Raw genomic sequence first — 25,374 nt, 5'->3', positions numbered from 1 at the left:
AGCTATCTTACTTTTACTTCTGCTAGTAAGACATATAAGTTGTTAAAATGTTACAATAAATATTACTTTTTTTTCCGAAGGTGGTTGGTTATCGGCTATTCCTCGGCCAATGCGTTCCATACTTTAACTTTGTCAGTGACCGCTATGCCTGACTTCACCTCCACAAAAATACCATCACTCACACCCAATTCCACCTCTTTTCGCTCAAAGTGCTGATCGGCGGTTTCTACTTCAACAAAGGGCGTTTTGGTATCATCATCAAACTGTACCAAAGCTTCTTTTACTGCCAAAACACTATCGGCACGGGCTAAAATAATGGATGCGTTGGCACTAAGACCTGCTCTTATAAATACGGTATCGTTCTTTTTAAGTGTTCCCTTTATTTCAAATTGAATGGCGCCATTCTCCTCTTTTCCCTTGGGCGCGATATAATCCAGAACAGCATCAAAAACACGATTTTCGATGGCTCCCACGGTTATCTCCAATGGAAGGTCTTCTTTTATTTTACCCACTTCGGATTCATCCACTTTCCCTTCAAATATCATTTTGTCCACATCGGCAATGGCAGCAATCGTGGTACCCTCGTTAAAGGTGTTGCTCTCGATCACCTGATTACCGACCTCAACGGGCACTTCCAGAACCATTCCGCTCACTGTGGCCTTGATCATGGTATTGGCCGAACTGCTCAAGCCGCTCGTGGTTCCCGTTTTTACAATATCATATCTTTTATTGGCTGCCGCATAGGCCTGTTTTGCTTGATCGTAGGACACCTGTGCACGTTCCAAATCAGTTTTAGGGATGACCCCTTTTCCAAAAAGTGTGGATTGGCGTTCATAATTACGTTTTTGATCGTCCAGATTTATTTTAGCTTCATCAATGGCATTTCTGGCATCATTTAGGGCCGATAGGTTAGGCACTACTTTTATTTTTGCCAAAAGGTCTCCTGACTTCACATAATCTCCCCCTTCTACATAAATCTCCTCGATCACACCCGAAATATTGGGTTTGATCAACACTTCTTCCAAAGGAAGAATACTCCCCGTGGCCACTGCCTTTTTTACAATGGTCTGTTTGGAAGGCGTTTCTGTTTGATATACCACTGGGTCCTCAGCATTTTTCTGATACAAGTAGTACATGGAGCCACCGAACACTATTACGATGAGCAACAAGATGACTATGGTTACCGATTTTTTCATTATAATTTCTGTTAATTGATTGATTCTTACCTATTATTCTGTTCGCAATGCTTCAATGGGCCTAACACGTATGGCACTCTGTGCAGGTATAAACCCAGCCAGTAGCCCCGAAACCATTAAAATAGTCAAGGCCCCGGTCACCACACCAACGCTTACACTTGGACTCATGAACATATCCACAGGTCCTACACTATCCAACAGGGAATTGATCCCAAAAATGACCAGGGACCCGAATATGATACCGACCATTCCCGAGATCAAGGTCAGGAAAATGGATTCCATCAAAATTTGTTTTTTTATGGACCAAGGTTGTTCTCCCAACGCCCTTCGTATACCTATTTCCTTGGTACGTTCCTTCACCACGATGAGCATAATGTTGCTCACCCCTATAATTCCGGATAGCAAAACCATAATACCCACGATATAAGCAACTGCTTTTAATGCTCCAAAAAGACTTTCGACACGGTTGTATTGCTCATAGAGATCAAAATAGCCTACTGCGCGGGTATCTTCGGGATGTACTTTATGGCGTTGCTTCATCACATCCACAATTTTGTCCTTGAGCTGGGAAATGGAACTGCCATCGTTTGCTGTAATAGCCATCCACCCTACATCCTCTCCCCTATTAAAGGCTTGGGAAAATGAGGTGAAAGGAACAAAAATTTCCTTTTGGCCTTCTTCTCCCCCTCCGCTGCTATTCTTTTTGTAGGTTCCTATGACCATGAAGTTGACTCCTTGTATTTTGATATAGGTTCCAAGCGCATCTTCATCTTTATCATAAAGATCATTTTTCACCCCTTGACCGATAATGGCCACTTTTCTTTTTTCCTTAATATCGTTGTAGTTCAAAAAGCGTCCGGAGGTCACCGCCATAGGGTCTTGGTTAATGATTTCGGGATAATCCCCATATACATTGTAAGCTCCGGTTCGGATGCCCCGAACCACATTGTTGTTGCCGCCAAATCCACCCAGTTGGTTACGTGGGGAAATAAATCGAAGATTAGGCACATTATCCCGCAATGCGTCTACATCGTCTATTTTAAACTCAAAACGTCGCCCTTTGGGCAATCCTTCATAACCTTTGGTGGTGGCCCTGGTCCACATAAACATGGTATTGGTGGCAATATTCCCAAAATCCTGTTTAATGCCATTCTCCAATCCCTTTCCTGCGGCCAACAGTACAATCAGGATAAAGATGCCCCAGCAAACCCCAAAAGCCGTAAAGATGGTTCGCCACACATTGGTTGTGAGCACCTCTATAATTTCCCGCCATCTATCTTTATTGAACATATCAGCTTTGCTTATTCGTCCCTCAGGGATTCGATTACTTTAACTTTTGCCGCTCGGTAAGCTGGCACAAAACCAGCCAGGGTTCCTGCGACTATCAAAACAATTACAGTGGAAAAGGCCACGTTGAAGTTTACGGAGGGATTCATAATGTAATCCACTTCTATATTGGGGCCGACCAGTTCCAACAGGGCCATACTGAATATCAATCCTCCAAAACCAGAAATTGCGGTAACAAAAATGGCCTCGTGAAGTATCATGGCGATAATGGACCATGGTTTCGCGCCCAAGGCTTTTCTAATTCCTATTTCGCGGGTGCGCTCCTTGACCACGATCATCATAATATTGCTTACCCCTACCACACCGGCAATAATGGTACATACCCCTACAAACCAGAAAAACAGTTTAATGTTATTGGTGAGTCCATAGTAGCGCTTAGCCTCTTCCATCGCACTCCAAACCTCTATAGCTCCAGTATCGTCGGGAGCAATGGTATGGGTTTGCTGTAAATATTCTCGAAGTCCGTTTTTAAAATCTACCGCTTGGGCAACGGCCTTATCAAAATTTTCAACTGGAGGTAATGTAAAGGACAAATTATTCACCCTATTGCCACCATTAAAAGTCCTTTGGGCAGTTGTAATAGGAATATAAATTCGCTCTTCTTCACGATCTTCCATTTCTTTGTAAACACCGATTACCTTAAATGGGATTCCCGAGATATCTATAAACTCACCTATAGGGGTATCGACATCCCCAAAAACATCTTTTTTTATTTTGTTGCCGATAATAGCCACCTTGCCATTGGAAGCTTCATCTTGGTAATTGATAAATCTTCCCTCAATCATTTTGGCGTTTTCTATAAACTGAAAATCAGAAGCCACACCCTGAACTCCGTAGATGAGAGCCTCTTTTCCATAATTTACACTAACACCACGTACAAATATCCTTGCCGAACCATACTCAATATCGTCATTGAACATGGCGCTGGCTTTATTATAGTTTTCGTTTACAAGTTGAATACGTCGCCCAGGGTTTAGTCCTTTGTATTCTTTGGAAGTTACGCCAGGCCAAACCCAAACACTGGTAGAGGCATCTTGCTCGAACTCATGCTCAATACCATTGCGCATGCCTTGACCAAAACCCAAAAGAATTACCAAAATAAAAATACCCGAGGCAACGGAAAGCCCGGTTAAAAAGGTGCGGAGTTTGTTCTTTCTTATGGTGTCAAATATTTCTTGCCACCGTTCCAGGTCGAACATGGGTTAGCGATTTTTGATTGATGAGTGACGCAAGCGTTCACTAATAAGACAATAAAATCCGCTAAATGTTACAGTTTGAAGTAAAAAAAGGCAGATTTAGCCTCTCATTTTTCTATAAATGAAGTAAAACAGCCCCGCCACAAGAACATATGGCACAGCCATTAGATAAACAATTCCATTATTAATGGCTTCGGCAGTTTTTCCACCAGACTCGCTTTCGACCACTGCGCGGCACATGGCACATTGGGCCTCTGACACCGTTGGAATTACCAACAAAACAATAAGTATGATCAGAAATCTTGTTTTCATGGAAAATCAATATTGATAATATGGTGAAATCATAATGTAGACCAAAACACCTGTTATGGCAACGTACAACCAAATGGGAAAGGTATACTTGGCCCATTGTCTGTGACTTTCAAAATCGTCCAAATAAACTTTTGAATACGTGATCAATACCAAAGGAATCACCGAAATGGACAACACAATATGCGTCATCAAAATAAAGTAATAAACAAACTTGATGGGGCCCTCTCCTCCAAAAACAGTGGTTTCGGATGTCATGTGATAGGCAACGTACATTACTAAAAATAATGCTGAAAGTATAATGTTGGTTGTCATTAACCTTTGGTGGATACGTTCTTTACCATTTTTAATGGCGATAAAGGCAGCAATCAATAAAACTGCAGTCAAACCATTGATTCCCGCATAAATGGGCGGTAAAAAAGATAGGGGTTCGGCGTTTGGAATCTTATAACCAAACAATAGGGCAACCACTAAAGGTATTGCAATGGAAATTACGGTTATCAACCTATTGAACCGTTTTTCTTTTAATGTAACTTCCTCGGTCATTCTGCCAATAATTTTTTAATATCCTCCTTTAAAATGGTGATCTGCTGTGTCTCTCCATCAGAATTCACCCCTTGCGCCTCGGTTATTGTTCCACGATAGTAAATCAACGGATTACCAAATTCATCTTCACGCGAGCGAATATACCCATTTTTGTCAACCAGCGCGAACATACCTGAATGTTCAAATCCCCCAGGGGCATCCTGATCTTCACTGGCAAAGATGTAAAAGCCCTGCTGTGCCAATTCATATATTTTCTCATGGTCGCCTGTCATCAAATGCCAATCTTCGTCCATAATCCCATATTTCTCCGCATATTCCGTTAATACGGATGGAGTATCATATCGTGGGTTGATGGTGAAAGATGCCACGCCAAAATCAGGATCATCTTCAAAAGTATCTTGTAGTTCTACCAGATTTTTGGTCATTATGGGACATATGGTGGGGCACGTAGTGAAGAAAAAATCGACCACGTAAACTTTACCCAAGTAATCCTTATTGGTGACCAAAACACTGTCTTGATCATAGAATGAAAAGTCGGGCACTTTACGCTTTTCTCCTTGATTGACCACAAAACCCACTTTGGTGTTTTTAGAACTAACGCTCATTCGGTCGTTTTCCACAATGGTGCCACCTTTTACACGCTTTGTAATTTCGTAAACCGCAAAGATTCCAAAAATCAAAATAATTGCGGACACCCAGATGTAGGTATACTTTTTCTTATTTTTCGCTCCTGTTGGCATTGTTCTTTTTTAGTGCCAGACGATACTCCGCCAAGATAATTTTGACATCGTCCACCATTTTATTGTTCAGTTCTGCTACGGAAGAGGTATCATAACCATATTTGACCCCTTCATCCTCGTCATCGGTACGCCCTCGTAGGCTCAGGTCTTTATCAACTATGAATACATTTGGAGTGGAAAGTTCCTCATCCAATGTAAGATTGGTTTGCAATGATTTGAACAACACTTTAATTTGATCAGTGGTACCAAACGCAAATTTCCATTTGTCTATGTTGGATAGTTTACCCAATTCACCTTTTAATTCATCCACTTGCTTTTCATTACCTTCCCGAACGACCATAATCATTTGAAAATCGTTGAATTCCCCAAACCTTTTATAGATTTTTTGGTTAAGGTTGAAGGCATTCCCTTGCATCCCTTCCACATTATTTCCCAAAAATCCCAAAATGGTGATCTTATCTTTGAGTTGCAGATTGGAATCTATACTGGAAACATCCGATACATTTTCGGTAAGTGTGGGCAACCTTCCAAAATTATTCACCCCCGATGCAAAAAATAGATACACCACCACCGGGAGGATAAAAAGGACTCCTAATACGATTTTCTTTTTCATAGTTTTTTAACCCTACAAAAATAAAAAAAGACGGTTGGAAAACCGTCTTTTAAATTTGTTAAATGCTTTATTGTTAGAAGTTCCATGTTATGAACCCATCCCTATATACATTATGAATATAATCTGCTTCAAAAAGCAAGATGAATATCAAGTAACAAATAAGAAATACAGGTGTCCATACGATCACTCTTCTCAACGAAGTCTTTTCATCCCTTAAGTGCATAAAGTCCCACGCAATATAATAGGCCTTCACCAAGGTTAAGATGATGAAAATCCAGTTAAGCAATTTCATCCCCAAAAGATAGCTGTGGGTTAAAGCTCTTGGCTTAACAATACCCAAAGCAACTTCTACGGTGGTTACTATAGAAAGGAATATAAGTACCCCCCAAATTTTCTGGGTATTCGACTTGAATTTTAAAAGTCCTCTAAAAATCTCTAGTTTATGTTCGTGTGCCATCTATAATCAATGTTTTTATACCAAATAAAAGAATGTAAATACGAATACCCATACCAAATCCACAAAGTGCCAGTACAGTCCAACTTTTTCTACCATTTCATAGTGACCTCTGCGTTCGTAAGTACCCAAAATCACATTAAAGAATATAATGATGTTAATCACTACCCCGGAGAATACGTGGAATCCGTGGAATCCTGTGATAAAGAAAAAGAAATCGGCGAACAATCGATGTCCGTATTCGTTGTGTACCAGGTTTGCTCCCTCAACCACTTGATTGGCTTCCAAAATTTTCGCCAAGGACTGTTTTCTGTCCAAAAGGGTCTTTTCACCTTCTTCGTTCAATTGTTCTGTACGGATAAGAATATTCGGTGTTGCCTTAAAACCTTCAACAACCTCGTTCAACGAATAAGATGTTTTGTATCCTTCCGATTCGAACCAAATACCTTCACTAGCTTGGTGTTTCACCCTTTCTTCCGGCAAGGTTTCGGCAAAGTCGGCCAAAGCGGCCCTTTTACCTGTTTCGGCATTTACAAACTGAAGGATTCTACCTGAGTTTGTCTCAACCGCTCCGTAATCACCTTTTATAAAAGTTGCCCATTCCCAAGCCTGTGAGCCAACGAAGATGGCACCACCGATAACGGTAAGGAACATATAAAGGATAACACTTTTCTGCTTCATTTTATGACCTGCATCCACTGCCAACACCATGGTTACAGAGGACATGATCAAAATAAAGGTCATAAATGCCACATAATACATGGGTGCTTCAACACCGTGCAAGAACGGAAAGTGGGTAAACACTTCATCGGCAATAGGCCAAAGTTCTATGAACTTAAATCTTGAGAAACCATAGGCTACCAAAAACCCGGAAAAGGTCAAGGCATCCGACATGATAAAAAACCACATCATCATTTTTCCATAGCTAGCGCCCAGAGGTCTATTTCCACCACCCCAAACGCTGTCTTCTGTACCGGTACTTACCGTTGCATCCATAAAAAAGGTCGTTTTATTAAAACTTTCACAAATTTACATTTTTTGATGTATTGTAAAAGACAAAGTTGAATGAAAACTGCTTCAATCAAATTTTATTTCACGAAATACATAAATAGAATTAGATATACCCAAAGAAAATCCAGGAAATGCCAAAAAGTAGCTCCCAGTTCCATGCCCAACATGTTCTCCGGTGTATATTTATTTCCCAACTGTCTTACCAGCACCACCAAAAGGGATATCAAACCTGCTACTACGTGTGCTATATGTACAGCCGCAATCAAAAATACGTAGGACATTTTTATATTACTAGTGGGGCCGGTAAAATAATACCCATTCTCCAACATTTGGGAGAATCCGACGAATTGCAGTGATATAAAGGTGATGCCGAGCGCCAAGGTGACAAATAAAAATATAGTGCCCATTTTTTGATTGTTCTTGGCAACTGATCGTTTTGCGATCAAATACGTGACACTGCTCAAAATAATCATGGCAGTACTGATAAAGAATGCACTTGGCAATTCCAAATCGCTTACCCAATCTTCTCGTTTGCTACTAACAATATAGGCACTGGTCCAACCGGCAAAGCCCATGATCAAACTCACAATGCCAAACCAGAGCATCATTTTTTTTGCCCTTTTGTTCTTTTCTTCTACTGTTCCTTGGGTTAAATCCATTTTTAGCTTATAAACTTATCTATTACGTATACTATTTGAATCAATGATATATAGGTAACACTGGCCAACATCAACTTTCGCGCTGATGGATTGTCTCTGTTTTCATATAATTTGACGGCAAAAAATAGCATTACCAAACCGGATAGCAATACAATTACCGCTGCAGGAACGGACAAATGCAAACGCCCAGTAAATCCGAACACGGGTATAATGGATATTACAATCATCCAAATGGTATACAGGATAATCTGAATTGAGGTCCCTTTATCTTTTTTTCCTGTAGGCAACATTTTAAAGCCCGCTTGCTTGTAATCTTCATCCAACATCCAACCCAGAGCCCAAAAATGGGGAAACTGCCAAAAAAATTGAATCATAAATAAAGTTCCGGGTTCTATTCCAAAATCATCGGTTGCGGCCACCCAACCTAACATAAAAGGTATGGCCCCTGGAAAAGCCCCAACAAAAACCGATAAAGGGGACTTTGTTTTTAGTGGCGTGTAAACACTGGTGTACAAAAATATTGAGATTGCCCCGAACATGGCAGTCTTGGGACTAAGTGCCAGGAGGGACAACACCCCTAGTACCGTTAGTGTTACTGCAATGATCAATGCGGTTTTCACCGACATCCTTCCCGAGGGAATCGGCCTGTTCCGGGTGCGCTTCATTAAAGCGTCCAAGTCCTTTTCTATAATTTGATTGTATGCATTTGACGCTCCCACCATGCAATAACCTCCAAACATTAATAGTAGCAAGGATACCACGTTAACTTGATAGGCCCCAAGAAAATACCCGGCAATGGAAGAGAACACCACGCTAATGGCCAACTTGGCCTTGGTTATCTCCTTAAAATCAGTAAGTAGTAAGGAAAGGGTATTATTTTTTACGGAACCTACGGCAGATTTCATCCACATCTTTATTGGCTGGCAAAGATAACGCCACCGATTCTCATTTCCAACCTATTGACGGTCTTTGTATTATTTTTGACAATGAACTACTTTAATGAAAAATCCAAAACAGAACATTATGCGCAACATCTTAAGTTTGATACTCCTAACATCCATATGGGCAACACATGCCCAAGATGATGAAGTAAATATCACTATTGACACCTTGACCCAAAATACATTTATGCTCACGGGAAGAGGCGGCAATATAGGTATTTACGTGGGGCAGGATAAAGTTTTTATGATAGATGACCAATTTGCTCCGCTGAGCAAAAAAATTAAAGAAACTATCGAAACTCTTACCGATAAGCCCATCACCTACCTTGTGAACACCCATATGCATGGTGACCATACGGGTGGAAATGTCAACTTCAACACTGATAACACCATTTTAGTGGCTCAGGATAATGTTAGAAAACGCCTAAAGGTAAATGGACAGGAGAAGATGTCGGCCAACGAGCTGAATCAAAAAGATTTTGAAAAATCATTGCCAGAAATCACTTTTTCTGAAGACCTGACTTTTCATGATGGTAAGGAAACGGTTATGCTTTTTCATGTACACAATGCACATACCGATGGAGACACCATGATCTATTTTGTCAATGAAAATGTATTGCACATGGGAGACACTTATTTCTCGGGCCGATATCCCTATATCGATTTGAACAGCGGAGGAAGTATCAATGGATATATCGAGGCCCACAAAAAAGCCTTAATGGTAATCGATTCGGACACTAAAATCATCCCTGGACATGGCGAACCGTCGAACAAGTCGGAATTGGAAAACTATATTACGGTCTTGGAAGACGTAAAGCAAACCATCCAAAAGGAAATAACCGCAGGAAAATCCTTGGAAGAAGTAAAGGGCAACAACGAGCTAACTTCCCAATATGACGCCCAATATGGAACTGGGTACATTAATCCTGAAAGGATACGGGAAACTATATACCTCAGCCTTACCTCTTCCATTGAAGAGTAAAAAAAAGCCCTGACGTTTCCATCAGGGCTTTTCTCATTCCTGCCTCGACAGGAATCATATATATCTTCTTACTGAAGCTTAAATGTAATAGGAATACTGAAAGGAACCTTCACTGGTCTACCTCTTTGCTTTCCAGGAGTCATTTTAGGCAATTTTTGGATAATTCTCATTGCCTCAGCTTCCAAGTTCTTATCTGGTCCACGCATTCTAATGTTTCCGATGCTTCCATCTTTTTGGATAACAAAAATTACACTTACCCTACCTTGAACTCCCATTTCTTGGGCAATTTCTGGATAACGGAAGTTTTTACGGATGTGTTTCTGCATCATTTCCTGGAAACAAGCTTTTTTATCACTCGCTCCTTCACAACCTGGGAATACCGGCACGTCCTCGATAACAGCAAAAGGCACACTAATGTCCTCTTCTACCTCTTCCACTTCAACTTCTTCGATTTCGATTACCTCTTCCTCTTGGCTAGTTTCAGTAGACTCGATTACGGTCTCTTCCACTTCTTCCTCATCTTCTACAACCTCGATTACTTCGGGGGCAGCAGGTGGCGGTGGTGGCGGTGGAGTCTTAATTTGCTCCGTCATTGGTACTTCTTCGTCCAACTGATCCTCAACATTCATAGAAATGTCGTAATCATTTACCTTGTCATATTTTTTCCACTCCATGGCTCCGTAGACCAATGCCAAAACAGCAGCCAATCCTATAACGAAATATAGTGCGCTGTTTCTTCCTACATCTGCTTTCGGGTTCTTTTTTGGTTCCATCCTTTTCTCCTTTTCTAAATTTAGTGTTTGCTAATTTAATTATTAATTGGTTAAATAAACAATTAAAATTTCCATTTTAACGGGTTTTTCTTAGAAAAAACCCACCGAATCAGTCCTATTCCTGCAAATGCCCCTAACGTATTTGCCAGAACATCGCCCCATTCGGCCATTCTATCGGTTGTGATCGTGTATTGTAATACCTCAATAAGTATACCATATAATATAGCGAAAAACAAAACAATAATCAAGGTTTTGCGCAAACCAAGGTTTCCCGTCGTTCTTTCCCTCAAACTTAGACATCCCACAAAAGCGAATGTGAGATAAAATATAAAATGGGTGATTTTATCGGCATATGGGATATTCAGGCTCCCCGTATCCAAATCCATGCTCGAGAAAGAAAATAAGCTGAGCATTGTGATGACAACTACCCAGCTTACAAACAATAAGGTATATATATAATTCTTAAGCACCTATCAATGCCTTGTAATCGTCGGCACTCATTAAATCCTCCACCTCGGAAGGTTCACTCAATTTTATTTTCACCATCCATCCATCGCCATAAGGGTCGGAATTTACTTTTTCTGGCTCGTCCTCCAGTGCTTCATTAAACTCAACGATCTCTCCGCTCAACGGCAGGAACAGATCGGAAACGGTTTTTACGGCCTCAACGGTTCCAAAAACCTCTTCTTTGTCCAATGTTTCGTCCAAGGTTTCCACTTCAACGTAAACGATATCCCCTAGTTCGCTTTGGGCGAAATCCGTAATACCCACAGTAGCGGTGTCTCCATCTATCTTGACCCACTCATGGTCTTTTGTGTACTTTAATTCTGATGGTATATTCATTACTTTTTGTTTGAATTAGTCGATGGACAAATGTAACGGATTGCGGAAAGTTTTTCAAAGAAACTTTCCGACAAAATAAAGGTAAGCATAAAAAATGCCAATCTTAGTTTCCAAAGTTGTATCGTAACGTAAAGCCCGTATTGATAGTGGTCTGCGGAAATGCCGTGGAAACCGCAAATTCCGAGAAGGAATGATCGTAGAAGAACAGGGCGTTCAAACTTTTGCTCAACGCATAGTCGGCGGTGAACTTTATGGACATCAATCTCTGGCCAGAAGTGATTTGATTGTTATCGATATCCAAGTTTCTGATTATGGTTATGTTATCTCGAAGTGACAGGTCCGCCTTCAGGTTCAAGTCTCCCTTTAAACGAGTTTTCTCGCCCCCGATATTCGTTACGAATTTCACATCTTTAAAGCGGTATCCCAACCCCACGGTATATTCGTTACCATTGATCTCCGTCAATAAATTATTGTCAAAACTCAAGGACAAGGTTCTACTGGTCCGCACCTCGGCCAAAAAGCTGAAGGAATTCTGCATTTCAAAATCCACACGCATCAAGGGGCTGAACTCATCTGTCAAAACCACATTATTGATCAATGTTTTGGGCAATAGATCCCCGTTTTCCTGGTCAAATGTGGTGTTCTGTCGCTCCAAATTGGTCTGGAACGAATTTACACTGTAGGCAGCACGATAACCATGGCTCAACGAAAAACGCTTGAATTTCTTTTTGAACCATCTGTTCTTCATCAAACCTGTGTATTTTATGTTCCAGTTAGGAATTGGGATTTCACGGAAAGCATCCATATTCACCCTATCCACATCCTGTCCTGTATATGCTGCAAAGAATGCCGGAAGCAATACCTCTTGCTGGGTTTTACCATAGCGTTCCGGAAAACCGTCCTCATCCAAGGTACCTGGACTTTCTCCCCTATCGGATACCAGTCTGTTGGCAATAGTAATCCTGTTTTGTTTGAATTGCTCAAAGGTTTCGGAATCAAACTCGTCACTTTTGTTAAATACAGTTCCTATCATCATAGTGGAGATACTAAAGTTCCCCATCTCGTTGATCAGTCCATCTTGGCCGTTCATCCATTCTTCCGGACTATAGCTTTCTTGCAGCGAACTCATATAATTTCTATCGGCGTTCAAGTCTATGGTCAAGTCTTGGGTCGGCTGTGCCGTAGCCGTAATGTTGAGTTGTTTGTTGGTGTTCTGCATAAACTGATTGCTGTACTCTGGGTAATCGGTAAGCCATCCTCTACGTGCGGCCTCGAACCTTACATCTGCCTGGCTACCGAAAACAAAGCCCAAAGTAGGGCGAGTAGTACCGATGAATCCGATAGATTGTGTATATCCCGGCAATACCGTTCCTCGGTTTTCGCTATAATTTACGTTCACCCTTTTTACCATGGTCAGGATATCCACCAAAGTATTGAACCCTTTGCTTGTTTTTCGCGGACTATTGGTTTCTTCACCATTGGCAGGGTTGCCTGCCTTATCTCTTCTAACTCCAGCTTGGTTTGCGGTTACTTTTCCATCACGCTTTTTTAGACCCAAAAAGTCATAAAAACGCTGCATGCTCATATTAGCGGTCAAGTTGTGGGTACTGGCGTTCTGTACCGTGTTGATATTTTCCCCCGCTACTTCAAGAAGCGCATCGCCCCCACGTTGCCAATCAAAATTACTGGTGTAGGTATATTGGGCATTGATAAAACTGAGGAATGGAATCTTGCTGAACGGTAATTCGTAGTTCAACTGCATTTGCTGTGAATGCCTGTTCGGTTCACCAATGTCAAAAAAGCCATCCCACAAATCCAATGCCTGGTTGATTCCGGAATCGCGATCATCGTCCACATTGAAATAATTACGGACAATATTATTGTTGGAGGCGGTCAGATTCAACCTTAGGGATTTTGTCAAACTATAATTGAGGGCATATTGCCAGTTAAAAAGATAGTTTCGCTGTTGCAACAAAGGTAATTCCAAAGCATCCACACCTGGCTCCAGTACATCTCGATATCTTTGTTGGTTAAAGGAACGGTTATAATTCGCGTTTACGGACAAACTTGTGGGTAGTGCGTTAAAGTTCAAATCCTTCAGCCATTGCCAATATTTTCCCGTAAGCATGGAGTCCTTTTTAGCAAATGGCGCCACGGGAGCGGGCCTAAAGTTGTGATTGTATACGAATCCTGTGGACACGTTTTGGTCACGAAGCTCTGCAACCTCGAAGTCCCGGTGGTCGGTTTCGTTATAGGAATAATTAAAGGTAAAGTTTTCCACATCAAAGAAATTCTCTTCGGCTTCCTCTCCCCTGTTTTTTCTAACCCCAATCAAGTTAATGCTGGTACGTTTTGTGTAATCCTCTGCCTGTTCTTTAATAGCTTCTGCCTCTTCTTGCGTTGCTGCCGCGGCAATCCTGTCATCCAACCTTAGGTCATCATAAACAGGATCGAACTCGGGTGTAATCAACGTTTCGGAAATTCCGTAATTGAACGGTAGCTGCAGATTCCACTTTTTCGGGAACAATTGTCCCACGTTCACATTCGTGACCACATCATAGGAGATGGCGTCTTCCAAGGCTCGCTCTGTCGGTGTTTGATCAATACTGCCAAAGCCCGATGTACTTCTGCTTCCGGTAGCGGTCACATTTGCAAAATCGGCCATGTTTGCATCCAAGGCAGCGGTTGCGGCCCAACCACCATTGTTTTCCAGACCTGCCAAGCGGAGCTCATTGAACCAAACTTCACCCCGAGCTGGAATATCATCAATGTTTTTGATACCCACCATCATACCTCGAATACTTCCCAAAGATGGATTACCTCTTATTCCTATTCGAACCCTTCCCACGGTTCGAGGAGCAAATTCATCAACAAGCACGGCCTCGCCATCCACAATTTCATAGTAATTGATTTCATCCAAAGTCTGATTGGATATCCCTTGGGATTTTACCTTGTTCAAATCGTTCAACGCCACATCTATTTCGTTGACATCGGGCCAAATCTCTTCTGCAGATGAGGCTCCGAACGAAGTAAATTGAAGTGGCAGCTCAATCTGATAGAAATTTTCGGAGAAATCGGTACCGATTCTTAGGAACCCTACCAATGGCGTATCGCTATCAGAGTAATCGGTATTGAATATTTTTTCGGCGTGCATGAACATTTTCAAACGCTTGTACTGACGCACATCGATATTTACATTTTTGAAGACCCCTCGAGCATCCTGAGACTCCAAATTCTCTACCACAAAAGACAGGGATTGCTCATTTTGACGGATAATCGTATTGTTGTTGTTCAGCTGCTCACGTACTACTCCAGGGGGCAATACATAAGGTATGGGTTGTCTTCCGTAATTCTCTTCGATGTTCACTGTATTCACATCGGTCACGGTTGCATCGTCCGAAGGGTCGTTGTCCACATTGGGCTGCAAAGATTTGGTATAAGTTCTCCAATCTCCACGCACCAAATCCAAGGTTGCGAATCGAAGTACAACATCGTCCGAAAACCCGGTAAGGTACATCCGCATAAAACTAATCGACCTAAAATCCGAGATTCCACCTACGGCATCGGTAAAATCACTCAATGGAATTTTGTACTGAATCCATCTGCGGTTCAATTGTGTACCATTGGGCAATGTTGGTGTTTGCCCTTCGCGGATATCGGTGACATATTGATCATCAATAGTAGTGTTTGGCTTTATCTGGATGCGGTATTCGTAATAACTGTTCACCGTATTCATGGTCAAATCCCTGTCAATATCCTCAACATCCGGTAAAGTAGTGGAACCTCTATTGGTATTGGTCACTTCTACCGGGGAGTTTCCCTGCGTGTTGTTGAAATCAAAATAACGCTCCAAGATCCCACCTTCTCGGTTCAGGTAATATTGATAATTGTCCAAAGCAGGGTCTTCTGCAGGACCATTGTAAATTGTAGCTTCCTCGGCATCACCGTAGCCGTCCAATCCAACATCCTGGGCCGATCGATTGGTCTCATCCGCATCAAAAGCATATACTAAAGACTGGGTCGAAGGCACTTGCCCCCAAATAGTTTCCCTAGGCACTTCGTTGTTGGTGCTAGCCGGTAATCCATTTTCGTATTGCTTACGACCATCCTTCAGGATATCCTCGGAAATATTTCCCAAATTCAGCACTAGCTCCCCAGCGTTGGCGTCCGTTGTTTCGCCATCAATGTAGGGGTCCAAGACCCAAAATTGGACAAATTCCACGTTGGACTGCTCAAAGTTGGTACTGCTCAAAGGCCTCATAATTCCGCCCCACTTAGTATCTGGCGTTTCCGATTCAAAACTTGGGTTGGCATTGTACGGTCCTTTCTCATTCGGATAATAAACAATATCCAAGGTACTTTGCACCTGCGTTTGTCCTTGGGCGATATCGGTTTCGGTAAATACCTCATCAATAAAAACCCTACGGGTGGAGTTCAAAGAAATATCGTTGTCCGACATTCCGGAAGGTCTTTGATTGGTGTAAAAAATGGGATCGATGGTGTACCACGCCATTTTTGCACGTTCGTAACCGACATCGATTCCAGTTCTATCGTTCAAAAATTCAACTGGGGGACTCGCCAAAGTCCATCCCAATGATGATCGGATATCAATCAATGCCTGTGCGCCTTCAAAATCATCCAGATAGGTGGTGGTTTCTCCCCTAAAGTCTGCATTTTTGGGCGAATTAGGTCTCAAAAAGGCCACCTCACCGCGCAAGGACAGGTTGGAAGGTACGTCCGTGTCAATATTAGGCAACTTATTGGCCAATCTTGTCAAAAAGGGTATTTCGGTACTGAAATTTCCGTTCAGTCCAAAAATGGTATTGTTGACGGGCTCAATCCCGTAATTTGATTTTTGTGTCAGTGGTCGCTCGTTCAAATTGAGCAAGGTTCCCCCCAGAACAAACTTATCGTTGAATTTGTGCTCTACGTTCACCCCTGCAAAGCGTCTTGTCTGTTGGCCAAAGACCGCATTGTTCTCCACAGAAATATTGATGGGTGTATTGGATGCTTCCAAACTTGGGTCGAGAAGCTGAACCGTACCTGCCTGATAGTTCACCGTATAGTCAATACCTTCTTGCAACTGTCTCCCACCAGCGGTCACGGTCACCGAACCTTGCGGCACATTAAAGGCACCGATTGGAATACCGTTATTGGATTGTGAGGTATACTGTCCTTTTATCTGGAATCTGTTTTTTTCGGCGTCCTGTAACGAAGCGGCTTTAGTTTTGGCGTACATGTTTCGGAATACATACTTCCTCTGGTTTGGATTGTATCCTTGGTCGTTGTCCACATCATAAACGCCACCACCCAATCGTTCGAAAAGATATTCCCCAAATGGTTCCACCTTGGTGAAAATAATACGCCCTGATTGGGAATCTACGGTAATCCCTTCTACATAATCAAAAAATCCATCCCCACCTGGCTGCACATCGTTGTAAGTGTTAAGCCTGTCCAGATTAAATACGCTCAATAAAATCTGATCTTGTAATCCCGTAGGCCAACCTGCATTGGGATCCACTGGTGTGATGTAGTTTCTTGGGGTAGGATCGGAATATAAAATGTTTAATTTAAAGTCTTCTTGATTCAGTTGATAAGCTCCCGTGGAATAGATATTTTTCATCATCAAATCCCAAATAGGATCTTGGACATTGGTAATGTTACTCTTTAGCAACTTTAAAACCAATGCATTGTTTTCTATCAAATTGGAGTTTGGCGGAATCGTGGTGGCATCTACCCCTCCATTGGCAAACTCTCCCACCTGGAAAACCTGTCCGTCATACGTATATTGAAAAGCAACACCCAACACCTCATCGTTGCTCAGACTTTGGCTCAAAGAAATGTATCCCAATTGGGAATCAAACTCATAATCACGCCCAGGCTCCAATTTTCTTGCGTTCTCCAAAATAGCATAATCAAAACCTTGATTTACGTTATATCCTGGAATATTGAACCCAGCTTCCACCGTTGCAATGTCTCGAATGGATTGTGTTAGCGCCCCGCTTCCAATTTGATTGGGGTCGTAGGCATTGGCACCGTTCTGAGGCAGTCCGGTTGCAGTAGCTTGGGCATTAAAAAAACCTGCTGGGTCACCATTATTGACACCAATACGGGTATTATCCGAAATGCCTTCGCCCAAATCCTGGATAGCCACAACGTTCCTAACGTTTTGTGTTTGTTGGTTTCGGTTGGTTACCCAAACCTCCAAACGGGTAATCTGCACCTTGGTCTGTATGAATGGATAGAACTCCAGGGCACGGTCATAATTATCTCGGAAATAATGTGCCAAGAAAAAGTGCCTGTCCTCATCGTAATCCAAAGCCGTAAGGGAAAACTCGTTTACGGTGCCACCCCCTTGGGCCACCACGGTATTGTTTTGTGAACGTTGCTCCGAAAAGACCGCAGTCACCGTGGTTTTCCCAAACTGAAGTTGTGTTTTGACACCGAATAAACTCTGGGCACCCGTAATCAAGGAGCTATTGAGTGGCATGCTCACATTACCCACTTCTATTTTTTGAAGGATGTCGTCCTCTGTCGGTGTATAATCCAACTTCACCAAGTTCTGGAAATCGAAAGTAGCTTCGGTATCATAATTTGCGGTAACCTGAAGACGCTCGCCAACTTTCCCTAGCAAACTCAAACTGATTCGCTGGTCAAAATCAAAAGAAAGATTGGTTCTGTTCCTCGGCGATAACGCAGGGTTGTCATTTTTTTGCCACAGCACACCCAAATCCATGGCCACGGACCCTTGCGGGATTACCTCAATGGTATTTCCGCCAAAAATGGTCTCAAAAAAGTTACTGTTCACATAAAAATTGGGCAAAAGATTTCGTCGTGCTTCCTCACTTCCCTCTTTCTTTCCTGCATAGGCATCTGCCTTTTGCTTAAAGTAGGATTTCATCTGCTCCTTTTCCACCAGATCATAATACTGTTCGGGAGTCAGGATTACAGGATAGTTTACATTGAAGTCTCCTATGCTTTCTGTATAAACGTATGTATTGGTCTTGGGGTCGTAGGTATATTTTGCAACAATACTATCCGGGTTTTCCATGATGAGGCGACCCAGCTCAACTCCTGTTTTTACGGAATCTTGAGCCTGTTCGTTAGTTTCCTGAGCCATTAGGTTGGATATGGACAGCAAACAAACAACAAAGAAAATGTACTTAAAACGAGCTCGTTTAAGTATTGGTTTTGCCCCTCTTTTCAAACTTATTACAAATTTTTCAGCGCCTGTTTAATAATGTTCTCTACGCTTAACGAAGTGTCTTGGGAAAGTACCTTGTCCACCACCTTTTCGGATTGCTTTCTGGTAAAACCAAGAACCTCTAATGCAGATAACGCTTCTTCTTTATTTGTATTGTTTGATTGTTGTGAAACTTCGCCCATGTCGTAGACTTTTAAAATCTTGTCCTTAAGGTCCAAGATTACACGCTGGGCAGTTTTGGCGCCAATCCCTTTTACAGACTGGATTGTGGGCACATCGCCATTGGCTATGGCATCCCTAACATCGGTTGGAGACAAAGAAGACAACATGGTACGGGCAGTGCTCGCTCCTACCCCCGAAACCGATATCAATAAACGGAACACTTCGCGCTCAGCCCGATCGGCAAATCCGAACAGGGTGTGGGAGTCTTCTTTGACCAGTAAATCGGTATAAATAAATATACTTTCCTCATCTGGAAGCAAGGAAAAGGTGTGCAGTGATATATTTAGAAAATAACCCACCCCATTACATTCCACAATGGCATAAGTTGGATTCTTTTCTACCAATTTTCCTCTTAAATGGGTAATCATATGTAGTTGGTTTGGTCGGGATTATTCCCCTTGTATTTTTGCTTTTCTTCGTTTCTCTCGTTCTTGGGCATCAATCACGGCTACAGCGGCCATATTCACCATTTCGTCCACACTGGCTCCCAACTGCAGAATATGGGCTGCACGGGTAAGACCGACCATTATAGGACCTATGGAATCGGCATTGTTCAGGCCTTTCAGCAATTTATAAGTGATATTGGCGGATTCCAGATTGGGAAAAACCAAGGTATTGACCTTTTTACCGGAAATTTTGGAAAAAGGGAAGTTTTTATTGCTCATCTCTGGATCAAGAGCGAAATCTGTCTGAATTTCTCCATCAACGACCAAATCAGGGTTTCTTTCATGCAAAATCTTCACCGCTTCCCGTACTTTTTTAGCATGCGGATGGCCCGACGACCCAAAGTTCGCATAGGACAATAGGGCCATTACCGGATTAAAACCAAAGGTTTTGGCCACGTTGGCCGTCATTTGGGCAATCTCGGCAAGCTCCTCCGCATCGGGATCGATGTTAATGGAAGTATCCGCCAAAAACAATGGCCCCCTATCAGTGATCATAATATTTACCGTGCTGGCATTCTGAACATTTTTGGCCCTTCCCAACACTTCAAATACAGGTCTGAGCACTTTTGGGTAAGCTCTGGAATAACCCGATATCATTCCATCGGCATCCCCTTCTTTGAGCATCATTGCACCAAAATAGTTACGCTTGCCCATGTTCACCCTTGCACTATATTTTGTTTCCCCTTTTCTTTTTCTGAGCTCCCATAACTTTAAAGCATAGGCTGTCCTCATCTCCTTAAATTCGTCGGAACGGGGGTCAATGATGGGGACTTCGGCATCAAATTCGAGTTCCTTTTTTAAACTCTCAATAATTGCTTTGTTCCCTAACAATATAGGTATGGCAATACCTTCGTCGTGTACGATTTGTGCTGCTTTCATCACGTCCAGCAACTCGGCTTCGGCAAAAACAATACGCTTTGGGTTAACCTTTGCTCTATTGTGCAGTAATCTAACAACCTTGTTGTCGTTTCCAGACCTTTGGTAAAGCTCTTCTTCATATTTCTCCCAGTCTTGAATTGGCAAACGAGCCACTCCGCTTTCCATGGCCGCTTTAGCGACAGCTGGAGGTATCTTGGTGATCAAGCGTGGATCAAATGGTTTTGGGATGATATAATTTCTGCCAAATGTTAGCCTTGTGGCATCATAAGCAATATTCACTTGTTCGGGTACGGGCTCACGGGTTAAATCGGCCAAAGCTCTTACAGCAGCTTTTTTCATCTCCTCGTTGATTTTTGTTGCCCTTACATCCAATGCCCCCCTAAAAATAAATGGAAAGCCCAATACATTGTTTACCTGATTCGGGTGATCGGAACGACCTGTGGCCATAATAATGTCTTTCCTTGTTTTACAGGCCAAATCATATTCAATCTCGGGGTCAGGGTTGGCCATGGCGAACACAATGGGATTCGCTGCCATGGAGTTGAGCATTTCAGGAGATACGATATTGGCAATGGAAAGCCCAATAAACACGTCCGCATCTTTCATGGCTTCCTCCAGGGTATCTATTTTTCTGTCGGTCGCGAATTCTTCCTTTTGTGAAGTAAGGTTGTCCCGGTCGCTACGGATAACACCTTTGCTATCCAACATTACGATATTTTCGGCCTTGGCCCCAAAAGATTTATAGAGACGTGTACATGAAACCGCAGCGGCCCCTGCGCCACTCACAACGATTTTGACCTCCTCGATTTTTTTATCTGCAATTTCCAGTGCATTCAACAAAGCAGCAGCGGAAATGATTGCGGTCCCGTGCTGATCATCGTGCATTACGGGAATATCGAGTTCCTCTTTCAACCTACGTTCGATCTCAAAGGCTTCAGGAGCCTTAATATCCTCTAAATTGATGCCTCCAAAGGTCGGAGCGATTGTCTTAACGGTCTCGATAAAACGATCAACATCCGTGGTATCCAGTTCCACATCTATTCCATCGATATCAGCAAAAATCTTAAACAAAAGGCTCTTTCCTTCCATTACAGGCTTTGAAGCTTCCGGACCAATGTTACCTAGACCCAAAACCGCTGTTCCATTGGAAATTACCGCGACAATATTCCCTTTTGCGGTGTATTTATACACATCGTCTTTGTTCTTTTCGATTTCCAGACAGGGTTCCGCTACCCCTGGAGAATACGCCAATGCCAAATCCCTTTGGGTAGAATAGGGTTTTGTTGGTACAATCTTTATTTTTCCTGGTTGTGGCTTTGCGTGGTATAGTAACGCTTCGCGTCTCTGCTTTTCCTTGCTCATATCGTCGAAAATGAATTGGTAAAGTTAGGGTATTCCAAGCTTTTATTGGAAAATCCGAAGAATCAATTTCTACTAAAATAAAAACCAAAAAGGTTTGCACCCAATGTAACCTCAGTCAAACTGATCAAGCGTCCAATGGATATTCTTCCTTCGCTTTTGATACATTGAGACGCATGGCCAAAACAGCAGCGATAAGGAAAAATACGGCAGCAAACAACATGGCATTCACTGAGTTGGCACCAAGAAGGTTTTTAAAGATGGGACCAAAAGTCAATGTTTCGATTCCCATTGGGATTACTATCATCATATTCAATATTCCCATATACACGCCTCTTCTCTCTTGAGGTACGATTTTTGAAACCATGCTGTACGGTATTCCCATCATGGCTGCCCATCCGATTCCGAAAAGCACCATGGGGAACAACACATAAACAGGATCTTGAATATATGGGATTGAAAATAGCGCGATTGCAGTACCGAAAAGACTTAGCGCATATATCTTTTTTCCTCCAAATCGCATGGTCAATGGAACCAATACCAATGCCACTACTGCAGTGACAATATTATAGGTCGTGCTCATTTTTGCAGCTTGGGCAGCTGCCTCGGAAGTATCATAACCCAAAGACACCCTGAACAAAGGGGTTATGTATTGCCAGTATACAAAAAGGGCGTACCACTGAAACAGGTAAACTCCTGATAACTTCCACATGAACTTTGGCATTTCCTTTACTGCATGGATGATTTCCACAAAAGGTACCTTAAACCGTTCCATAAAAGGCAATGCTTTGTGCTTGTTGATGTCGGCCAACTCTTCATCTGTTGGTGGGATTTCTGGGGTTTTGAAAACTGACCATAAAATGGTGGCTATGGAAAGAAAAGACCCTATAAAAAAGGAATAGTACAACCATTTGGGAACTGTACCTTCAATTTCCTTTCCGCCTCCGAACCAGTCCTGAAATAAAAATATGGAGGCATTGGCCAACAGGATACCTGCGCCTACAAAAAGACTCTGCATCTGATAACCTATACTGAACTGTGACTCGGGTAATTTATCGCCCACAAATGCCCTGTAGGGTTCCATGGCCATGTTGTTCCCAACATCCAAGATCCATAGCAAACCAACAGCAAACCATAAAGCAGGACTTAAGGGAAATGCAAACAAACATAAACTTCCCATTAGCGCCCCGATCAAAAAGAAGGGTTTTCGCCTTCCCCAACGAGGAGACCAAGTTTTATCTGATATCGCACCGATTATGGGCTGCACTATCAACCCGGTTATGGGCCCGGCTATATTTAAGATTGGTAATATCTCCTCCTTAGCACCCAAAAAAAGAAAAATTGGATTTATGGCACTTTGTTGAAGGCCAAAACTATATTGAATCCCAAGGAATCCAACATTCATATTAAAAATTTGCCAAAAGCTTAATTTGGGTTTTTTGATTTTAATCATCTTATCTGTTTAGCTAGTCATCAATATAATCCTTGGAAAAATAGGAATATCTCAAGAATATTGCTCAATATAGTGTTTTTTCTTTTTGAGCTAAACCCATAAAACCAGTTTTGAGCAAACAAGACACGGTCTATTTTTTCAAAAAATCAATATTTCGTTTTAGACCGGATAGTTTTGTTCGTTTTACCGCTGACTTTTTGAAAACTTTCTTAAAGACATCTTCCGTGATTTCCTCCCAATCTTTTTTACTAAATGATAACAGTTCCGGATTTGGATTGAACAAGGGCTCATTGTGAGATTTTGAAAATCGATTCCAAGGACAAACATCCTGACAAACATCACAGCCAAACATCCAATCATCCAATTTTCCTTCAAATTCGGATGGAATCTCATTCTTTAATTCTATGGTAAGGTAAGAAATACATTTACTGCCGTCTACCACATAAGGTTGCACAATGGCATCTGTGGGACAGGCATCGATACAAGCAGTACATGTACCGCAATGATCTGTAACAGGTGTATCATATTTTAGCTCCAGATCTACGATCAACTCCGCAATAAAGTAATAGGACCCCACTTGTTGGGTAAGCAAATTACTGTTCTTCCCAATCCATCCCAGACCACTTTTCGCAGCCCAGGCCTTATCCAACACAGGAGCGGAATCCACAAAAGCCCTTCCGTGAACCTCACCGATTTCCTCTTGGATAAAATGAAGTAAATCTTTGAGCTTGTCCTTTATCACAAAGTGATAATCCATTCCGTAGGCATATTTGGAAATCTTATAGGAATCTTGGTTTTGTTCTTCAGAGGGGAAGTAATTCAACAAGAGTGATATTACCGACTTTGAGCCTTCCACCAATTTTGTGGGGTCCAGCCGCTTATCAAAATGGTTTTCCATGTACTGCATTTCCCCATGCATTTTTTGGTTAAGCCACTTTTCCAAACGTGGAGCTTCCTCTTCCAAAAATTCGGCTTTGGAGATACCACACGACAAAAAACCGAGACGCTTGGCCTCGGTTTTTATCAACTGTGTATGATCTTCGGCATTCACGCCTTAAAGTTAATCTATATAAATCAGTATTTGAAAAATGCTTCTCAATTCACTTCCTTGATATAGCCCCATCCTTTTTTTTGGAGCATCACAATTTCAAAAATACCGTCTGGGACAGATCTTATACCAGGAATAAGGTCATCCATTTCCATTTCGTGCCTTTTCATGGTCTGTGCACAAACTACTACGGAAACATTATCCCTTTTGACCACTTCTTCCAAAGTTTCCCCGGCAGCGGATGATTTTCTGTCCACCATTTTTATTGCTCCGCTGTAGACCACCAGTTCAAACTCAGAATCTGGATATGCCTCCGCCATTAATCTTAAATGTTTGGCAGCGGTCCTGTGCACATCGGGATTACTGCTGGTTACATCAAACACTACTTTGATGGGTTCGCTCTGTGCCAATGTTAATCCTGACACCAATAACAGTAAACTTAAGATGAGGTTTTTCATGTTCAAATGGTGTTTCCCGCGAAAATGTATCCACAGCCTTCTTCTTGGGCTCTTCCCAATGCCCAGACTCCAGAAGGTACTATTTGAATTCCGGGCAATACGGCTTCTTTCCATTCTTCATACACTTCACCTGCATCTTTTCCCATTTGTTGAGCGGCCGCACCGCTATACACTTGCAGAGCAAGGTTACAGACACAGAACATGGCTCCACGTCCCATCATGTCTTTAATACCTTGGATTACCGGCATAGGAAAATCTCCTTCTTGTGGTTCGTAATATGGGTTTCTGTCATATATAGCGCCATCGGCTGTTTTTACATGGAACATTTCGCCTAAGGGATATTTTTTCCAAAGGTCGGAATGAAGTGCAAATGGTATGGCATCGTGCCTTAAAACGGTCATTGCCGTAACTTCATCATCTGGTGATCCCATCTCGTTGTTGGACAAATAATAGGCCCAGTTCCAAATTATTGGGAACCCATGATGTGGGTAAGATCCATCGTATACCACCCTATGTTTTCCCTTGATTGTTTTCATCCAAGATTCAGCATCGTTCATTTCTGAATCGGTAAAATCCGTCATTCCCGCGAATACGGGATTTGTAAAAGCCGATAATGTGGATGCAGTGGCACCCAGCATCACAGCTCCCATAAAATTTCGTCTTGATGTTGTCTCTGTTGTTTTCATTGTCACGTT

Annotated in this window: 22 protein-coding genes; 1 reads left to right on the top strand and 21 read right to left on the bottom strand. The window is 42.2% G+C overall.

Features of this window, described 5'->3' with window-relative positions; all coding sequences use genetic code 11:
* Nucleotides 1–95: 95 nt before the first annotated feature.
* The 11 genes from J0X13_RS12780 to cyoE form a co-directional block, all read right to left on the bottom strand.
* Nucleotides 96–1,196: an efflux RND transporter periplasmic adaptor subunit gene (locus J0X13_RS12780; RefSeq protein WP_207071793.1), complete on the bottom strand. Its 1,101-nt coding sequence runs from the start codon at nt 1,194–1,196 to the stop codon at nt 96–98.
* Between the two features lie 33 nt (nt 1,197–1,229).
* On the bottom strand, nt 1,230–2,486 hold the full coding sequence (locus J0X13_RS12775) for an ABC transporter permease (RefSeq protein WP_207071792.1): 1,257 nt from the start codon (nt 2,484–2,486) through the stop codon (nt 1,230–1,232).
* Nucleotides 2,487–2,497: 11 nt separating this feature from the next.
* Entirely contained in the window at nt 2,498–3,742 is a 1,245-nt protein-coding gene (locus J0X13_RS12770; RefSeq protein ID WP_207071791.1) for an ABC transporter permease, read from the bottom strand.
* A gap of 96 nt (nt 3,743–3,838) precedes the next feature.
* A complete protein-coding gene (locus J0X13_RS12765) occupies nt 3,839–4,051 on the bottom strand; it encodes a hypothetical protein (protein ID WP_207029553.1) in 213 nt (70 codons plus the stop codon).
* 6 nt (nt 4,052–4,057) lie between these two features.
* Nucleotides 4,058–4,594 carry a DUF420 domain-containing protein gene (locus J0X13_RS12760; protein ID WP_207071790.1) on the bottom strand — a complete coding sequence of 179 codons (537 nt, stop codon included), beginning with the start codon at nt 4,592–4,594 and terminating at the stop codon, nt 4,058–4,060.
* Entirely contained in the window at nt 4,591–5,334 is a 744-nt protein-coding gene (locus tag J0X13_RS12755) for an SCO family protein (RefSeq protein ID WP_207071789.1), read from the bottom strand. Before J0X13_RS12755 ends, J0X13_RS12760 begins: the two co-directional genes overlap by 4 nt.
* The gene (locus tag J0X13_RS12750; RefSeq protein WP_207071788.1) at nt 5,312–5,947 is read right to left on the bottom strand and encodes a hypothetical protein; all 636 of its coding nucleotides are present in this window, start codon (nt 5,945–5,947) and stop codon (nt 5,312–5,314) included. The genes J0X13_RS12755 and J0X13_RS12750 overlap by 23 nt, the downstream gene beginning before the upstream one ends.
* A 73-nt stretch (nt 5,948–6,020) precedes the next feature.
* A complete protein-coding gene (locus tag J0X13_RS12745; protein WP_207071787.1) occupies nt 6,021–6,404 on the bottom strand; it encodes a cytochrome C oxidase subunit IV family protein in 384 nt (127 codons plus the stop codon).
* A gap of 15 nt (nt 6,405–6,419) precedes the next feature.
* Nucleotides 6,420–7,397: a cytochrome c oxidase subunit 3 gene (locus J0X13_RS12740; protein WP_207029548.1), complete on the bottom strand. Its 978-nt coding sequence runs from the start codon at nt 7,395–7,397 to the stop codon at nt 6,420–6,422.
* A gap of 92 nt (nt 7,398–7,489) precedes the next feature.
* The gene (locus J0X13_RS12735; RefSeq protein WP_207071786.1) at nt 7,490–8,071 is read right to left on the bottom strand and encodes a cytochrome c oxidase subunit 3; all 582 of its coding nucleotides are present in this window, start codon (nt 8,069–8,071) and stop codon (nt 7,490–7,492) included.
* A gap of 2 nt (nt 8,072–8,073) precedes the next feature.
* Nucleotides 8,074–8,976: a heme o synthase gene (cyoE, locus tag J0X13_RS12730; protein ID WP_207071785.1), complete on the bottom strand. Its 903-nt coding sequence runs from the start codon at nt 8,974–8,976 to the stop codon at nt 8,074–8,076.
* A 118-nt stretch (nt 8,977–9,094) separates the two neighbouring features.
* Between cyoE and J0X13_RS12725 the strand changes: the two genes are divergently transcribed.
* On the top strand, nt 9,095–9,994 hold the full coding sequence (locus J0X13_RS12725) for an MBL fold metallo-hydrolase (protein WP_207071784.1): 900 nt from the start codon (nt 9,095–9,097) through the stop codon (nt 9,992–9,994).
* A 68-nt stretch (nt 9,995–10,062) separates the two neighbouring features.
* Here the strand turns inward: J0X13_RS12725 and J0X13_RS12720 are convergent, their stop codons facing one another.
* The 10 genes from J0X13_RS12720 to J0X13_RS12675 form a co-directional block, all read right to left on the bottom strand.
* The gene (locus J0X13_RS12720; protein ID WP_207029544.1) at nt 10,063–10,767 is read right to left on the bottom strand and encodes an energy transducer TonB; all 705 of its coding nucleotides are present in this window, start codon (nt 10,765–10,767) and stop codon (nt 10,063–10,065) included.
* A 62-nt stretch (nt 10,768–10,829) separates the two neighbouring features.
* Nucleotides 10,830–11,180, bottom strand: a complete 351-nt coding sequence (locus J0X13_RS12715) for a VanZ family protein (RefSeq protein WP_207071783.1) — start codon at nt 11,178–11,180, stop codon at nt 10,830–10,832.
* Nucleotides 11,181–11,229: 49 nt separating this feature from the next.
* Nucleotides 11,230–11,610 (bottom strand): glycine cleavage system protein GcvH, encoded by a 381-nt coding sequence (gcvH, locus tag J0X13_RS12710; RefSeq protein WP_207029542.1) that lies wholly within the window; start codon nt 11,608–11,610, stop codon nt 11,230–11,232.
* A gap of 103 nt (nt 11,611–11,713) precedes the next feature.
* Nucleotides 11,714–18,817, bottom strand: a complete 7,104-nt coding sequence (gene sov, locus J0X13_RS12705) for a T9SS outer membrane translocon Sov/SprA (RefSeq protein ID WP_207071782.1) — start codon at nt 18,815–18,817, stop codon at nt 11,714–11,716.
* A gap of 5 nt (nt 18,818–18,822) precedes the next feature.
* Nucleotides 18,823–19,404, bottom strand: coding sequence for a Holliday junction branch migration protein RuvA (gene ruvA, locus J0X13_RS12700; RefSeq protein ID WP_207071781.1), 582 nt, complete (start codon nt 19,402–19,404; stop codon nt 18,823–18,825).
* Between the two features lie 21 nt (nt 19,405–19,425).
* The gene (locus J0X13_RS12695; protein WP_207071780.1) at nt 19,426–21,723 is read right to left on the bottom strand and encodes an NADP-dependent malic enzyme; all 2,298 of its coding nucleotides are present in this window, start codon (nt 21,721–21,723) and stop codon (nt 19,426–19,428) included.
* A gap of 124 nt (nt 21,724–21,847) precedes the next feature.
* Complete coding sequence (locus J0X13_RS12690; RefSeq protein WP_242535727.1) at nt 21,848–23,173, bottom strand: MFS transporter; 1,326 nt, start codon at nt 23,171–23,173, stop codon at nt 21,848–21,850.
* 130 nt (nt 23,174–23,303) lie between these two features.
* Nucleotides 23,304–24,224, bottom strand: coding sequence for a tRNA epoxyqueuosine(34) reductase QueG (gene queG, locus J0X13_RS12685; RefSeq protein ID WP_207071779.1), 921 nt, complete (start codon nt 24,222–24,224; stop codon nt 23,304–23,306).
* A gap of 44 nt (nt 24,225–24,268) precedes the next feature.
* Nucleotides 24,269–24,679, bottom strand: a complete 411-nt coding sequence (locus J0X13_RS12680) for a DsrE family protein (protein WP_207071778.1) — start codon at nt 24,677–24,679, stop codon at nt 24,269–24,271.
* Nucleotides 24,680–24,681: 2 nt separating this feature from the next.
* Nucleotides 24,682–25,365: a Tat (twin-arginine translocation) pathway signal sequence containing protein gene (locus J0X13_RS12675; RefSeq protein WP_207071777.1), complete on the bottom strand. Its 684-nt coding sequence runs from the start codon at nt 25,363–25,365 to the stop codon at nt 24,682–24,684.
* Nucleotides 25,366–25,374 lie beyond the last annotated feature (9 nt).

Source organism: [Muricauda] lutisoli (nom. illeg.) (genome assembly GCF_017313105.1).
In the GTDB taxonomy this organism is placed as follows: Bacteria; Bacteroidota; Bacteroidia; order Flavobacteriales; family Flavobacteriaceae; genus Flagellimonas; species Flagellimonas lutisoli.
Note: the sequence above shows the minus strand (reverse complement) of the source record. Positions and strands in the feature narration are given on the sequence as shown.